Here is a 14,432-nt window from a genome sequence, read left to right on the forward strand (position 1 = left end):
AGATGGCATGGCTCGCGCAGTGACGAAGACACCGGCAGTTTCCCCGTCAACCCCCTCCTTGCTGTGGCGCGGCACGCTGGCCGTGGCGCTGGCCGCCGTGCTGGCTGGCTGCGGCACCACCGCCAAGGATGCGGGCACGCCATCGGCATCGGGCACGGCCACGGCCGCGCCGGCCCAGGCGCGGGCGGCTGCCATGCCGCCCGCGCCGGAGGTCTCGTCGGGCTACCGGCCCGACATGACCACCAGCTACGGGCAGAAGCACATGGCCGCCGCGGCCAATCCGCTGGCCACCGAGGCCGGGCGCGAGATCCTGCGCGCGGGCGGCTCGGCCATCGACGCCGCCGTCGCCATGCAGGCCGTGCTGACGCTGGTGGAGCCGCAGGCCACCGGCATCGGCGGTGGCGCCTTCATCATGTACTGGGACGGCAAACGCGTGCAGGCCTTCGATGGGCGCGAGACGGCCCCGGCCGGCGCCACCGAGAACCTATTCATGCGCGCGGACGGCAAGCCGATGGAATTCTCCGAAGGCCAGATCGGCGGCCGCTCGGTGGGCGTGCCCGGCGTGCTGCGCGCGCTGGAGATGGCGCACCGCCAGCATGGCCGGCTACCCTGGGCGCGACTGTTCCAGCGCGCCATCACGCTGGCCGAGAACGGTTTCCCGATGTCCCAGCGGCTCTACACCCAGGTGGCGGCCGACAAGTTCATGATGGGCTCGTCGGAGATGGCCGGCTACTTCCTCGATACGCAGGGCAAGGCCAAGCCGGTCGGCACCCTCGTCAAGAATCCGCAACTGGCCAAGACGCTGCGCGAGATCGCCAAGGGCGGCCCGAACGTGTTCTATAACGGGCCGATTGCGCAGGACATCGCTGCCAAGGTCAACAGCCATGCCAATCCGGGCAGCCTGAGCACGGCCGACCTGAAGGGCTATCGCGCCAAGGAGCGCGTGCCGGTCTGCACGGACTACAAGCGCTGGAAGGTGTGCGGCATGCCGCCGCCGTCGTCGGGCGGCATCGCCATCGCCCAGATCCTGGGCACGCTGGAGGCCCTTGAGAAGCGCGACCCACGCTACGCGCTGGCCAGCCTGAAGCCGCAGCCGGTGAACACCCCGGCGCGTGTGGAAGCCGCGCCGCTGGCCGTGCACGCCATCTCCGAGGCCGACCGCCTGGCCTACGCCGACCGTGGCCTCTACGTGGCCGATGCCGACTTCGTGCCCGTGGATGTGGCCGCGATGGTCAGCCCGGCCTACCTGACCGAGCGCGCCGCGCTGATCGGCGACAAGAGCATGGGCCGCGCCCAGCCGGGCACGCCGCCGGGGGTGAAGGTGGCGTTCGCGCCGGACCGCTCGCCGCCGCGCATCTCCACGTCGCAGATCGTGGCCGTGGACAACCGGGGCGGGGCGTTGTCGATGACGACGACCATCGAGTCGTACTTCGGCTCGCACATCATGGTGCGCGGCTTCATGCTGAACAACGAGATGACCGATTTCTCGTTCACGCCGAGCGAGAACGGCAAGCCGGTGGCCAACCGCGTGCAGCCGGGCAAGCGCCCGCGCTCGTCGATGGCGCCGACGCTGGTGTTCGACCGCCAGAGCGGCAAGCTGGTGGCGGCGCTGGGCTCGCCGGGTGGCTCGCAGATCATCGAGTACGTGTCGAAGACGTTGGTCGGCCTGCTGGACTGGGACATGGACGTGCAGACCGCCGTGGGCATGGGCAACTTCGGCAGCCGCAATGGCCCGACCGAAGTGGAGAAGGGTCTGGTGACGCCGCAACTGGTGGAATCGCTGCGCGGCATGGGCCATCAGGTGGCCGAGATCGAGATGACGAGCGGCACGCAGGCCATCGTGCGCAAGACCCTGCCGAACGGCAAGCCGGGCTGGGCCGGCGGCGCGGACCCGCGCCGTGAAGGGGTGGCGCTGGGGGAGTGACGGGATATTGAAACGCTGAGGGTTTGCTCCTCTCTCCCTGAGGGAGAGGGGAGACAACAAGGGGTCCTTCTTCCGGTCAGCCGTCCAGCTTCACGCCTGCGGCCTTCACCACCTGGGCCCAGCGCTTTTCCTCGGTCGAGAAGAACTTGCTGGTTTCGGGCGGCGTCATGGTCACCACTTCGGCGCCCTGGCCGGCCAGTTGCGCGCGGATTTCCGGGGTGCGGATGATGCGGATCAGCTCGCTCGAGAGGCGGGCCACGAGCGCATCCGGCATGCCGGACGGCGCCATCACGCCCTGCCACGTACCCGATTCGAAGTTCGCCACGCCTTGCTCGGCAATCGTCGGCACCTGTCCGACCAGCGCCATGCGCGTGCGCTTGGACACGGCCAGCAGCTTGAGCTTGCCGGCCTGCACCTGCGGATAGGTCGCCAGCATCCCGTTCATCAGCACCTGCGCGGTACCGCCCACGGTGTCGGCAATCGCCTGCGCGCCGCCCTTGTACGGCACGTACTGCCATGCCGCGCCGGTGGCCTGCTGCACCGCCACGCCCGCCAGATGCGGCGCGCTGCCGATGGCCGTCACGGCGAAGTTCAGCGTCTGCTTGTGCGACAGCGCCACCAGTTCCTTGAGGTTGTTGGCGGGCACCGACGGATGCACCACCAGCAGGTGGGGCGAGTAGGCCAGCATCGACACGCCCTTGAGATCTTTCTCAGGGCTGAAGCTCAGCTTGGTGTAGACGGACGGGCTGATGGCCAGCGCGCCCACATCGCACAGCAGCAGCGTGTGGTTGTCCGTGCCGGCCTGCGCCACCATGGCGGCGCCGATGTTGCCGTTGGCGCCCGGACGGTTGTCCACCACCACGGCCTGGCCCAGCGCTTCGCCGAGCGGCTTGCTGATCAGGCGGGCGATGATGTCCGACGAACCGCCGGCGGGGTAGGGCACCACCAGCCGGATCGGCTTGGTCGGCCACTTGTCGGCAGCCCAGGCCGACGCCGGGGCGAGGATGCCAGAGGTGCCGAAGGCGCCCAGTGCGGCCAGGCCCGATGCCTGGCCAAGGAATTGGCGGCGATTGCTCATGCTGTGTCTCCTAATGCTTATCTGCTTATCGTCTGTTGTCGTACAACATGGCAGCAGTGTAGACGCGATTTAGCCTTTGGTCATCAGGGTTATGGCTAGGGATAGTACTCAGTTGTCTGATGACATGCAGACAATTGCCCCCCAGAAGGCACATCGCCCCGGCGGTGCGGGGCGATGTCGGGCAGGAAGATGCAGGATCAGGCGCCTGATTTCTGCGCGTAGGCCCAGCCCATTTCGGCCATCGGGCGGGCGCGCTTGCCGGCGTCGGTGGCCTGCGCCGACGACGCCGTGCCATCGACCACGCGCTTCATGATCCCCTGCAGGATGCCCGCGATGCGGAACATGCTGAAGGCGAGGTAGAAATTCCAGTCGCCCGTGATCTGGCTGCCGGTGCGCTGCTCATACAGGCGACGATAGGCGGCTTCATCGGGAATGCCCAGCGCCTGATGGTCGAGCCCGGCGATGCCCCGGAACTGGCCCGGCTGGATATGCCAGCTCATGCAGTGATAGCCGAAGTCAGCCATCGGATGGCCCAGCGTGGACAGCTCCCAGTCGAGCACGGCCAGCACGCGCGGCTCGGTGGGGTGGAACATCAGGTTGTCGAGCCGGTAGTCGCCATGGACGATGGTGGTCAGTTCGTCGGCATCGGCCGGAATGTGATTCGGGAGCCATGCGATGAGCTGGTCCATCGCCGGGATCGATTCGGTCTCGGACAGCTTGTACTGCTTGCTCCAGCGCTCGATCTGGCGCTGGAAGTAGTTGCCCGGCTTGCCGTAGTCGGCCAGCCCGATCGCCTTGTAGTCCACCGAATGCAGCGCAGCGATGACGCGGTTCATCTCGTCGTAGATCGCGCCGCGCTGGGCCGGGGTCATGTCCGGCAGCGCCTGGTCCCACAGCACGCGGCCGCTGACGAACTCCATGATGTAGAACGCGCGGCCGATCACCGACTCGTCCTCGCAGAGCGCGAACATGCGGGCTACGGGCACGTCGGTCTGGGCGAGGGCGGCCATCACGCGGTATTCGCGCTCGATGGCATGCGCCGACGGCAGCAGCTTCGCCTTCGGCCCCGGCTTGGCGCGCATCACATAGGTCTGGCCGGGCGTGATCAGCTTGAACGTGGGGTTCGACTGGCCGCCCTTGAATTGCTCGATGGTCAGCGGGCCGGCAAAGCCCTCCACATGCTGGCGCATCCAGGTCTCGAGCGCGCCCATGTCGAAGCGCTGCTGGTCGGCCACGGGGCGGGTCCCTTCAAAATGCGAAACGTTGCTGCTCATGCTGTCTCCGGTCTGTCTTTTTTATGTGGCGATGGCGTCGGTGCGTGGCGCGGGGGGGACTTCAGCGGTAGTTCGGCTTGCGCTTCTCCAGGAAGGCGCTGATGCCTTCGCCCGCGTCCGGGTGGTGCAGCGCTTTCACGAAGCTGTCGCGCTCGGCGGCCAAGTGCTCGGTCAGCGAGGCGCTGCCGGCGTGGTTGATCAGCGCCTTGATGCCCTGGACCGCGTTCGGCGATTCCTTGGCCAGGTTCTCGGCAATGCGCAGCGCCTCGGTCACGGCCTGCCCCGGCGGCACCACGCGGTTCACGATGCCGAAATGGGCCAGTCGTGCCGGATCGACCGGCTTGCCATCCATCATCATTTCACTGGCGAGCTGGCGCGGCAGCATGCGGGCCAGTTCGTAGGAGCCGCCGCCGTCCGGCGTCAGGCCCACCTTCACATAGGCCATGACGAACTTGGCGTCGCTGGCCGCCACCACGAAATCGCACGCCAGCACCAGCGAGAAGCCCGCGCCGGCGGCGGGGCCTTCCACGGCGGCGATGATCGGCTTGGGGAACGCGTGCAGCGTTTCGATCCAGTGATTGAGGATTTCGATGCTTTTGGCCTGTACCTCGGCCGGCTGGGAGCGGTTGCCGAGCAGCCGGTTCAGGTTGCCGCCGGCGCAGAACACGCCGTCGGCGCCGGTCAGCACCACCGCGCGGATGGTGTTGTCGCGCGCCGCCACTTCCAGCGCCTCCTGGCTTGCCGCGTAGATGTCCGGATGCAGCGCGTTGCGCGCCTCGGGGTTCGAGATGGTCAGGACGAGCGTGGCGTCCACGCGTTGGGAAAGCAGCTGAGCGGTCATGGCGGCCTCTTGATGGGCAATGCGGGAGAAAAAAGCGCCCCGTGTCTCGGCGGGGCGCCCGGGAGGATCAGGCTTCTTCGGTCAGCAGCGACAGGCCCAGGCCGGCCCTACGCCACAGCCACGGGCTCGGGCGGTAGCGCATGTCGCCAGTCAGGCGGTCCAGGTTGCTCAGCACTTCGAGGATCTGCGCGGCGCCAATCGCATCGCCCAGCGCCAGCGGGCCCTTGGGGTAGCCCAGGCCGAGGTTCACGGCGAGGTCGATGTCGGTCGGCGTGGCGATGCGTTGCTGGGCGATGTCGCTGGCGATATTGACGATGCAGCCGATGATGCGCTGGGCCACGAAGCCGGCCGAGTCGCGGATCACGGTGACGGGCACGCCATCGCTGGCGAACAGGCCGTGCGCGGCGTCGCGGGCGGCGGCGCTGGTGGCCGGCGTGGTCATCAGCGTGCGGCGCTTGGTGGCTTCGAACGGCAGCAGCGTGTCGATGGCGACCACGCGGCTGGCATCGAGCCCTTGCTGCAGGGCAGTCGTGGTGGCGTCGAGACCCAGCGGGGTGACCACGATCAGTGCGTCGGCGGACGGGGCGTTGCCGCCTTCCGGCGTGACGCCGAGCGCGGTCAGCAGCTTCACGGTCATCGCATGACCACGCTCATTGGCGCGGCTCACCCACACGCTGGCCGGGCGCGCATCGGGCACCGGCTTGGCGGCAGGCACCTGCTTCTGGCCGTCCGGGTAGGCGTAGAAGCCCGCGCCGGTCTTGCGGCCCAGCAGCCCGCCCGTGTAGCGCAGCGCCGTGATCGGCGACGGGCGGTAGCGCGCTTCCTGATAGAACTGGTTGTAGATCGATTCCATCACCGGGTGCGACACATCGAGCCCGGTCAGGTCCATCAGCTCGAACGGGCCCATGCGGAAACCGGCTTGCTCGCGCATGATGTTGTCGATATCGACGAATTCGGCCACGCCTTCCTGGGCGATCTTCAGCCCTTCGATATTCATGCCACGGCCGGCGTGGTTGACGATGAAGCCGGGCATGTCCTTGCAACGCACCGGCGTGTGACCCATGCGGCGCGACAGTTCCATGAGTTGATCGCCGATGGCGGGGTTGCCCGACAGGCCGTCGATGACCTCCACCACCTTCATCAGCGGCACCGGGTTGAAGAAGTGGTAGCCCACCACGCGGCCCGGGTGCCTGGCGCCCACGGCGATGGCCGTGATCGACAGCGACGAGGTGTTCGACGCGATCACCGCGTCTTCCCGGACGATGGCTTCCAGCTTGGCGATCAGGTCGCGCTTGACCTCGAGCTTCTCCACGATGGCTTCCAGCACCATGTCGCAGCCGGCTAGGTCTTCCAGCGCGTTGCACGGCTTCACGCGGGCCAGCGCGGCCTCGCTGTCGGCGGCGCTGATCTTGCCCTTGTCGGCCAGCTTGGCGAACGTGTCCTGCAGGTACTGGCGCGCGGCGGCCACGGCTTGGGCGTTGACGTCGAACAGGTTGACCGTCAGGCCCGCCTGTGCGGCAATCTGGGCAATACCGCGGCCCATGGCGCCCGTGCCGACGATGCCGAGCGTTTGAATAGTGGGTTGGCTCATCGTTCGTCCAAAAAAAGTTGTGGTTAAATTAGCACGATCGTACGATTTCTGCATCTTCCGCGACAGCGGGTAGGCTTACGTGGCGTGCGAAGATCGGCCAGGCGGGGGCGCCTCAAGCGTCCTCGGGTCTACATGGACGCGACCCGGACGATCCATTTCAATAACGGAGAGAGACGACATGCTGAAGCTCTGCGGCTTTGCCGCCAGCAATTACTACAACAAGGTCAAGCTGGCGCTGCTGGAAAAGAACCTGCCATTCGAGGAAGTGCTGGCCTGGATCGGCGAAACCGACCTCGCGGCGACGCCCCTCGGCAAGGTGCCCTACATCATCACCGATTCCGGGCCGCTGTGCGAATCGGAAACCATCGCGGAATACATCGAGGCGACTTATCTCCAGGCGCCGCTGCTGCCGCATGACGCCTACCAGGCGGGCAAGGTGCGCGAACTCGTCACCTTCATGGAGGTATATCTGGAGCTGACGGTGCGCGAGCTGTATCCGGAGGCGTTTTTCGGCGGCAAGGTCAGCGATAACCTCAAGGAGCGCCAGCGCCGCCTGCTGGACCGTTATATCCCCGGTTTCGCCAAGCTGGCGAAATTCTCGCCCTTCGTGGCTGGCGACACCTTCACGCTGGCCGACTGCGCCGCCATCTGCCACCTGCCGCTGGTGTCGTCCTGCACGAAAATCATCTACGGCGAAGATTTGCTGGCGGACCTGCCGGTCAAGGCCTACCTCAAGGCCATGTCCGAGCGGGCGAGCGTGCAGAAGGTCAACGCGGACCGCAAGGCCAACACCGAGCTGATGCTGAGCCGCAACCGGTAAATCGCCGCGATTCACCGGATAGGCTTTGATCAGCATTTTCTGGCGCCCCGCTTGCGGGGCGCTTTGCATTGGCAGGGCCGATGGGAAATGCGCGGCTCGGGATTTTCCGAGTACTCACCATTTGGTGCAAATTAATCAGGATTCTTCTATATACGGCCGATTTTTTCGTCGGTTAGATGGCGGCTCATCTAACAACGAAGGGGCACGTATGGCGGGTCAAAAAGGCATCGTTCGCCGGGGCGATACGACGACACACGGCGGCAAGGTATTGGAGGGCGAGCCCACGTTCGTCTTCTACGGGGAACCGGCGGCCGGCGTCGGACACATGGGCTGGTGTCCGCAATGCAAGGGCACCTTCCCGATCATCGAGGGCGATCCCACCTTCCAGGCCATGGGCCGCGCCATGGCGCTCGACGGCATGCTGACCGCGTGCGGCGCCCGGCTGATTTCCTCGATAGGCGCCCAGGCGACGGTCCGGCACCCGGTGAGCGGAACCTCGGCCGACCCGGCGCCCGATGAAGAGGACCGCTACGACGACCGCTACATCCTGCGCGACAGCGCCACCGGCGAGCCGCTGCCCAACACGGAATACGCGGCGGTCCGGGCCGGCGCCGCGCCCGAATTCGGCACAACCGACGCACAAGGCCGCACCCATCTGCTGGCAGCCCAGCAACGCGCCGACAACGTGACGATCTACGTCGAGGGGTGAGCGATGACCGAAACGCTGACCTCTCCGACCACGGGCAAGACGCTGGTGCGCGCCGGCGTCCGGGCGACTACTTTGACAAGGTTTGATGAAGCGAAGCCGATTCCCGTGCAGCGGGAGTTTATTGAGGTGGTGGTGTTTGATTCGAGGTTGCTTAGCCGTGGCTCGCAGTGGGGGCACGCTGCCATCGAAATTGACGGCACCGTCTACAGCCGTGCCCCAATATTATTCTTCAAGGGCGGGTACAGAAAATATCTGATTGGTAACACGAGGCGATGGAGAACCAAGCCAGACGGCACAATCGGAAAGGGCGTATATCGCGATGCCGTCGGGCTGCTGATGTGGGTATCTCTACGAGAGAAGGCCCTCATTAGAGACGAACTGGAAAGACGTGTGGCGGTCAATGCGAAATACTCATTATTCGATAATTCATGCAGCTCCAACGTTGCCGATGTGCTTGAGTTGGCCGGCATCATGGCGCGCGATCCGCGAGCGTTTGGCGAGCTGACACCGGTCATGCCCGCTGAATTACTCGGCGTATTGAAGAAGTCGAATCGTCTCGTCGAGACGCGAAACTATAAAAAGGGGTGGGAAGGTGGCGCGTCGGCAAACTGGTAAAGCCCGTCACTGGTGCGCCGTGGGGCTTGCCTGCATTGTTGGCGGAATGCTCTATGGATACTGGGCGGGCTATCGCATCCCTCTTAGCACTCACGTTGCGACAATACCCATCGAGCTATACGGAGATGCCGCTGGGATGGTTGAGCCCGTTGAATCCGTCATAGGTAAGGTGCAGGCCGGTGAACGCTGCAGGTTTATTCAGGTGACCATTGCGGAGGAAATGATGTTCTCCTACCGGGTGAAGTGTGGGGATTTGGACGGATGGACTGACGCCGGTGGTGCATTTGCGCCGCGGCTAGATCCGTACGAACTGTTCTCACTGAAATAAAGGGGGGGGGGAAGGTGGCGCGTTGGCAAACTGGTAAGGCGTGGCCATGGTTCGTCGCAGCATTGTTCTGCATCGTCTTGGCTCTGGGATATTGCAGCGGCTACCAAGTACCGATCAGAACGCATGTGGCGACGAAACCCGTCCCCCTCTACGGGAATCCCGAAGGAATGGTGCCTCCAGTTGCCCCCTTGGTTGGGGAAGTCGCACCCGGTGCGCGATGCAGGTTTGTGCAAATCGGCGTTGCAGCGGAAATGATGTACACCTACCGCGTGATATGCGGGGAACTGGATGGTTGGACCGAGGAGGCGTTTGCATTCGAGCCGGCTCTGAATTCCTATGAGCCAGTTCAACAGGAAGAATGGAGGGAAGGTGGCACGTCGGCAACTAACCCATGCAGCCCGGGAGCCGACCACGTTCCCGGGCCGCCGGAATCCCTCAAATCTTCGCCAGCCGATCCAGCGCCAACTTCAGCGTCTCTTCCTTCTTCGCGAAGCAAAACCGCACCACGCCCGATTCGCGCGGTTGCGAATAGAACGCCGACACCGGAATCGCGGCCACGCCGATCTCGCGCGTGAGCCACATCGAGAAATCGGCTTCGCTCATATCGGAAATCGCCGAATAATCGACGCACTGGAAGTACGTCCCGTCCGAAGGCAGCAGCTTGAAGCGCGTCGAGGCCAGCCCGGTGCGGAAGTAGTCGCGCTTGGCCTGGTAGAAGCCGGCGAGGTCCAGGTAGGGCGCCGGGTCGGCCATGTAGTCGGCCAGCCCGAACTGCACCGGCGTGTTCACCGTGAACACGTTGAACTGGTGGACCTTGCGGAATTCGTTCGACAGCGCAGCCGGCGCGGCCACGTAGCCGATCTTCCAGCCCGTGACGTGATAGGTCTTGCCGAAGCTCGACACCACGAAGCTGCGCCGCGCCAGCTCCGGATGGCGCGAGACCGACTCGTGCCGCTGGCCGTCGTAGACCATGTGCTCGTACACCTCGTCCGAGAGCAGCAGGATGTCCGTGCCGGCTAGCAGATCGGCCAGTTTCTGCATGTCATCGGCACGCCAGATGGTCCCCGTGGGGTTGTGCGGCGTGTTGATGAGGATCATCCGCGTCTTGGGGGTGATGGCGGCGGCGAGCTTGTCGAACGGGATGCGGAACGCCGGCGCTTCAAGCGTGACGGGCACTGCGACGCCGCCGGCCATTTCGATGGCGGGCAGGTAGCTGTCGTAGCAGGGCTCGAGCACGATCACTTCATCGCCCGGATGCACTGCGCACAGGATCGCCGTCAGGAGGCCCTGCGTGGCGCCGGCCGTGATCGTAATTTCCGTATTCCAGTCGTACGTGTGGTCGTACAGCGTGGCGATCTTGCCGGCGATGGCCTGGCGCAGCGCGGGCACGCCGGCCATCGGCGGGTACTGGTTGTGGCCGGTGCGCATGGCGTGGGCCACGGCATCGACGATGCGCGCGTCGCAGTCGAAATCCGGGAAACCCTGGCCGAGATTGACGGCGTTCTTCTCGGCGGCCAGCGCCGACATCACGGTGAAGATGGTCGTGCCGACCTTGGGCAGGCGCGACAGCGGCGGGGTCAGGGGTGCGAGCGAGGATTCTGCGGACATGGCGCGGGAAGGAGGCAGGTTAGGGCGGCGGGTTCAGGACAAGCGGGTCATTTTAGCGGGGATCGGCGCCGGCAGTGGATGCCTCGGTCGCGGCGGCCAGCCAGGCGGCGAAAGCCGGCGGCGGCAGGATCTCCACGCCGCTCATGCGGCGCAGGCGGCTCCTGAGCTTCAGCACGGCCTTGTCCTTGGAGACCAGCAGCGCGGCGCGCGAGAAATGCGCCAGTTCGATGAACTTCTGGTCGTCGGTGTCGCGGCACTTGGGCAGCCGCACGGCGTCGAAGTCGGTCTGGTCCGGGGCGGGTTCGAGCGTGGCGAGCCGGTCCACCTGGGCCAGCGCGGCATCGATATCGACCGAAAACCGCGCGAATTGCGGGTAGGCCAGTACCCGGCGCAGCTCCTCCCGGCAGTCGGCGCGGATCACCGGGGCGATGGTTCCGGCGTCAAGCGCGGCGCGGATCGGCGCCACGTGGGGGTCCTGGAATACGAGCAAATCGACCCAGATATTGGAGTCGAGGACCACGCGGGGCGGCGGGGCGGCAAAAGCGACGCAAGGGGCGCCGGCGGTGGTGTCTGTGGGCATTCGCTACAATCTGGTCTTTGTTCCTGCCCGCGATTTTGCCATGCTCATCGTTCTGTCTCCTGCCAAGTCGTTGGATTACGAGACGCCCCCGCGCATCAAGACCCACACGATGCCGCGTTTTATCGACCGTTCCACCACGCTGATCGAGCGCCTGCGCCGGCTGGCGCCGCAGGACGTAGCCGCGCTGATGGACATCTCCGACAAGCTCGCCGTGCTCAACGTCACCCGCTTTGCGGACTGGAGCCCCGAGTTCACGGCGGCCAACAGCAAGCAGGCGGTGCTGGCCTTCAATGGCGATGTTTACGATGGGCTGGACGCGAAATCGCTGTCCACCGATGACCTCGGGTTCGCCCAGAAGCACATTCGCATCCTGTCCGGCCTGTATGGCGTGCTGCGCCCGATGGATTGGATGCAGCCGTACCGGCTGGAAATGGGCACGCGCCTGGACAACGTGGCCGGCAAGGACCTCTATGCGTTCTGGGGCGACGACGTCACGACCCTCCTGAACAAGGACATGGCCGACCTCAAGCACGAGGGCGCGGCCACGCTCGTGAACCTCGCCTCGGAGGAATATTTCAAGGTTGTGCGACCCAAGGTGCTTGCCGCGCGCGTGATCACGCCAGTGTTCGAGGACTGGAAGGGCGGGCGCTACAAGATCATCTCGTTCCACGCCAAGCGCGCCCGGGGCACGATGGCGCGCTATGCGGTGACGCACCGCGTGACCGAGGCCAGCAAGCTCAAGCGGTTTGCCGAAGACGGCTACGCCTACGACAAGGCCGCGTCGGACGACACCCGCTGGGTGTTCCGCCGCCGCCTGGAAGACTGATAAAAGACTGATCGCTGACTGGAGAACCCGATTCCCATGACCTCAGCCCTGCATATCTCCACGCTGTTCGATTCCGGCGCGATCGAAGTCGAGGCGCTGGACCGTGCCGACGATATCCGCCTGCGCATCCGCGCCGACTCCCACGCCGATTTCCGCCAGTGGTTCCATTTCCGGCTGCAAGGGGCGGCGGGGCAGGCGTGCCGGCTCCAATTCGTGAACGCCGGCGAGTGCACCTATCCCGATGGCTGGCGCGACTACCGCGCGGTGGCGTCCTACGACCGCGCGCACTGGTTCCGCGTGCCCACGCGCTATGAGGGCGGCACGCTGACCGTCGAATTCACGCCCGAGCACGACAGCGTGTGGTTGGCCTATTTCGAGCCGTATCCCGAGGAGCGCCACCTGTCGCTGCTGGCCTCGTGCCAGCGCTCGCCGCTGGCACGGCTGTCGCATCTGGGCAGTACCGTCGATGGCCGCGACCTGACCTGCGTGACCGTGGGCCAGCCGGGGCCAGGCAAGAAGACAGTGTGGATGATCGCCCGCCAGCATCCGGGCGAGAGCATGGCCGAATGGTTCTGCGAAGGCGTGCTGCAGCGGCTGACCGGCACCGGCATGTGGGCCGGCGACCCGGTGGCCCGCAAGCTGCTGGACCGGGCGGTGTTCCACATCGTGCCGAACATGAATCCGGACGGTTCTGCGCGCGGCAACCTGCGTACCAATGCCGCGGGCGCGAACCTGAACCGTGAGTGGATGCAGCCGAGCCTGGAAACCAGCCCCGAGGTATGGCACGTGCGCCGCGCCATCGAGGCCACGGGCGTGGACCTGTTTTTCGACATCCACGGCGACGAAGGGCTGCCCTATAACTTCGTGGCCGGGAGCGAGATGCTGCCGGGCTTCACCGATGCGCAGCGCGAGCAGCAGACGCGCTTTATCGACGCCTTCAAGCGCGCCACGCCGGACTTCCAGGACGTGCACGGCTACGCGGCCAGCAAGTACAACGCGGACGCCCTGAAGCTGGCGTCGAAATACATCGGCCACACCTTCGGGTGCCTGGCGCTGACGCTGGAAATGCCGTTCAAGGACAACGCCGACCTGCCCGATCCCGCGGTGGGATGGAATGGTGCGAAAAGCGGCCTGCTGGGCACGGCGATGCTCCAAGCGGTGCTGGAGTATCTGGAATAAGGCTCAAGGTGTTCCTCCCCTCCCCGCAAGCGGGCGAGGGGAGAACCTCCAGCGCTTACTGCTTCTTCTTCGTCTTGGTTGACGTCTTCGTCGTCGATTTTGTCGACTTCGACGACGATGTCGACGCCTTGGCGCTGCTCTTGCCCTTCTTCTTCGACGTCGTCGTCGGCGTGGCCACGGCCGGCGCGGCGGCTGGCTCGGCGATGACGTCGCCGTTGCTGTCGAGCAGTTCGTAGGCCAGCATCATCCCCTCGTCATACCCACAACGCACCCGCACGGGTTGCCATTGCGCCTCGCCGACACGCTTGTGGGCCGAGGCCGCGAACGTCACCACCGAATTCACCGGCACAGCCTGCTTGCCCTGCGAGAACCGGCCGCTCCACGGCTCCACCGTGGCCTGCCCATTGCTCAGCGCGCCGGTGGGAATCTTGAGCGCGTCGTAGGTGGCCGAGCGCGGCACCACCCAGCTGGCATGCGCGGCGCAATCGGCCACGCTGGCCGTCGCGTTCTCGGTCTTCATCAGCTGTTCGCGCATCCGGGTCCGATACTCGGCCAGGCTCACGCGGCCCTTGTCGGGCAACGTCACGGTCTTGATCGGTGGGTTGGTATTGACGACTGGCGGGGGCTTGACAGTCGGTGTGGCAGAAGCGGGAGCGGTAGCGGCGGGCGTGGTGCCCGGGGCGGCGGCGGTGTCGGTGGCCTCATCGCCCGGTGCGGTGGCGCACCCGGCGAGGGCCAGCGCGCCTGCCACTGCGGCGGTCAGCATGCACAGCCGGCCACCAAACAGTTCGGAAATTCGTCGGATCACGGGATCGTCTTTGCTTGTTCAGCAAGGAGGGTTGGCGAAGGATTGCCATGATAGAGGAAAGCCCCGCGCCAAAGTTCCGAAATGTTGTTACGTTCCGTTCGAATTGCGCGTAACGGCAGCGCAACCGCCGTGATCACGCTGCGTTCATGCGGGATCGGCTCCGTTCCAATATCAGAAAAGGCGCACGCGGCGCAAGTCAGGCGAACCCCGATGCAGTGCACGCGATGGAATGATCCCCGCCCGCGAGCGCG

Annotated in this window: 13 protein-coding genes; 6 read left to right on the forward strand and 7 right to left on the reverse strand. The window is 65.6% G+C overall.

The features are described 5' to 3' along the window. Positions 1-7: 7 nt before the first annotated feature. Positions 8-1,924: a gamma-glutamyltransferase gene (gene ggt, locus AC1DEL_RS09465; protein ID WP_477125580.1), complete on the forward strand. Its 1,917-nt coding sequence runs from the start codon at positions 8-10 to the stop codon at positions 1,922-1,924. A 76-nt stretch (positions 1,925-2,000) separates the two neighbouring features. Here ggt and AC1DEL_RS09470 read toward each other — a convergent pair whose 3' ends face one another. The 4 genes from AC1DEL_RS09470 to AC1DEL_RS09485 form a co-directional block, all read right to left on the reverse strand. Beyond that, complete coding sequence (locus AC1DEL_RS09470; RefSeq protein ID WP_092292473.1) at positions 2,001-3,002, reverse strand: Bug family tripartite tricarboxylate transporter substrate binding protein; 1,002 nt, start codon at positions 3,000-3,002, stop codon at positions 2,001-2,003. Between the two features lie 197 nt (positions 3,003-3,199). Beyond that, complete coding sequence (locus AC1DEL_RS09475) at positions 3,200-4,276, reverse strand: phosphotransferase (RefSeq protein ID WP_477125579.1); 1,077 nt, start codon at positions 4,274-4,276, stop codon at positions 3,200-3,202. 61 nt (positions 4,277-4,337) lie between these two features. After that, positions 4,338-5,117 carry an oxepin-CoA hydrolase, alternative type gene (locus AC1DEL_RS09480; RefSeq protein WP_441592011.1) on the reverse strand — a complete coding sequence of 260 codons (780 nt, stop codon included), beginning with the start codon at positions 5,115-5,117 and terminating at the stop codon, positions 4,338-4,340. Between the two features lie 67 nt (positions 5,118-5,184). Beyond that, the gene (locus tag AC1DEL_RS09485) at positions 5,185-6,708 is read right to left on the reverse strand and encodes a 3-hydroxyacyl-CoA dehydrogenase (RefSeq protein WP_441592012.1); all 1,524 of its coding nucleotides are present in this window, start codon (positions 6,706-6,708) and stop codon (positions 5,185-5,187) included. Positions 6,709-6,886: 178 nt separating this feature from the next. On the opposite strand from AC1DEL_RS09485, the gene AC1DEL_RS09490 reads away from it, so the two are divergent. From AC1DEL_RS09490 to AC1DEL_RS09500, 3 genes are all read left to right on the forward strand, one after another. Further along, a complete protein-coding gene (locus tag AC1DEL_RS09490) occupies positions 6,887-7,528 on the forward strand; it encodes a glutathione S-transferase (protein WP_092292481.1) in 642 nt (213 codons plus the stop codon). 208 nt (positions 7,529-7,736) lie between these two features. After that, positions 7,737-8,237 (forward strand): PAAR domain-containing protein, encoded by a 501-nt coding sequence (locus tag AC1DEL_RS09495; protein ID WP_477125578.1) that lies wholly within the window; start codon positions 7,737-7,739, stop codon positions 8,235-8,237. 3 nt (positions 8,238-8,240) lie between these two features. Then, positions 8,241-8,852, forward strand: coding sequence for a hypothetical protein (locus AC1DEL_RS09500; RefSeq protein ID WP_092292485.1), 612 nt, complete (start codon positions 8,241-8,243; stop codon positions 8,850-8,852). A gap of 763 nt (positions 8,853-9,615) precedes the next feature. Here AC1DEL_RS09500 and AC1DEL_RS09505 read toward each other — a convergent pair. Further along, positions 9,616-10,788, reverse strand: coding sequence for a pyridoxal phosphate-dependent aminotransferase (locus tag AC1DEL_RS09505; RefSeq protein WP_092292489.1), 1,173 nt, complete (start codon positions 10,786-10,788; stop codon positions 9,616-9,618). A 52-nt stretch (positions 10,789-10,840) separates the two neighbouring features. Next, the gene (locus AC1DEL_RS09510) at positions 10,841-11,368 is read right to left on the reverse strand and encodes a putative toxin-antitoxin system toxin component, PIN family (protein WP_092292491.1); all 528 of its coding nucleotides are present in this window, start codon (positions 11,366-11,368) and stop codon (positions 10,841-10,843) included. A 40-nt stretch (positions 11,369-11,408) separates the two neighbouring features. On the opposite strand from AC1DEL_RS09510, the gene yaaA reads away from it, so the two are divergent. Then, positions 11,409-12,194 carry a peroxide stress protein YaaA gene (yaaA, locus tag AC1DEL_RS09515; protein WP_092292493.1) on the forward strand — a complete coding sequence of 262 codons (786 nt, stop codon included), beginning with the start codon at positions 11,409-11,411 and terminating at the stop codon, positions 12,192-12,194. 36 nt (positions 12,195-12,230) lie between these two features. Further along, entirely contained in the window at positions 12,231-13,373 is a 1,143-nt protein-coding gene (locus AC1DEL_RS09520; RefSeq protein WP_092292495.1) for a M14 family metallopeptidase, read from the forward strand. A gap of 55 nt (positions 13,374-13,428) precedes the next feature. Here the strand turns inward: AC1DEL_RS09520 and AC1DEL_RS09525 are convergent, their stop codons facing one another. Then, the gene (locus tag AC1DEL_RS09525) at positions 13,429-14,181 is read right to left on the reverse strand and encodes a BspC domain-containing protein (RefSeq protein ID WP_369823390.1); all 753 of its coding nucleotides are present in this window, start codon (positions 14,179-14,181) and stop codon (positions 13,429-13,431) included. Between the last annotated feature and the right edge of the window lie 251 nt (positions 14,182-14,432).

The organism is Cupriavidus sp. 10L43_2 (assembly GCF_056395265.1).

Bases quoted from the DNA above. Each gene is read 5' to 3' on its own strand.
- AC1DEL_RS09510 (WP_092292491.1), bottom strand. From the start codon at position 11,368: ATGCCCACAGACACCACCGCCGGCGCCCCTTGCGTCGCTTTTGCCGCC.
- yaaA (WP_092292493.1), top strand. From the start codon at position 11,409: ATGCTCATCGTTCTGTCTCCTGCCAAGTCGTTGGATTACGAGACGCCC.
- AC1DEL_RS09520 (WP_092292495.1), top strand. From the start codon at position 12,231: ATGACCTCAGCCCTGCATATCTCCACGCTGTTCGATTCCGGCGCGATC.
- AC1DEL_RS09500 (WP_092292485.1), top strand. From the start codon at position 8,241: ATGACCGAAACGCTGACCTCTCCGACCACGGGCAAGACGCTGGTGCGC.
- AC1DEL_RS09505 (WP_092292489.1), bottom strand. From the start codon at position 10,788: ATGTCCGCAGAATCCTCGCTCGCACCCCTGACCCCGCCGCTGTCGCGC.
- AC1DEL_RS09485 (WP_441592012.1), bottom strand. From the start codon at position 6,708: ATGAGCCAACCCACTATTCAAACGCTCGGCATCGTCGGCACGGGCGCC.
- AC1DEL_RS09490 (WP_092292481.1), top strand. From the start codon at position 6,887: ATGCTGAAGCTCTGCGGCTTTGCCGCCAGCAATTACTACAACAAGGTC.
- AC1DEL_RS09470 (WP_092292473.1), bottom strand. From the start codon at position 3,002: ATGAGCAATCGCCGCCAATTCCTTGGCCAGGCATCGGGCCTGGCCGCA.
- AC1DEL_RS09495 (WP_477125578.1), top strand. From the start codon at position 7,737: ATGGCGGGTCAAAAAGGCATCGTTCGCCGGGGCGATACGACGACACAC.
- AC1DEL_RS09475 (WP_477125579.1), bottom strand. From the start codon at position 4,276: ATGAGCAGCAACGTTTCGCATTTTGAAGGGACCCGCCCCGTGGCCGAC.
- AC1DEL_RS09480 (WP_441592011.1), bottom strand. From the start codon at position 5,117: ATGACCGCTCAGCTGCTTTCCCAACGCGTGGACGCCACGCTCGTCCTG.
- ggt (WP_477125580.1), top strand. From the start codon at position 8: ATGGCTCGCGCAGTGACGAAGACACCGGCAGTTTCCCCGTCAACCCCC.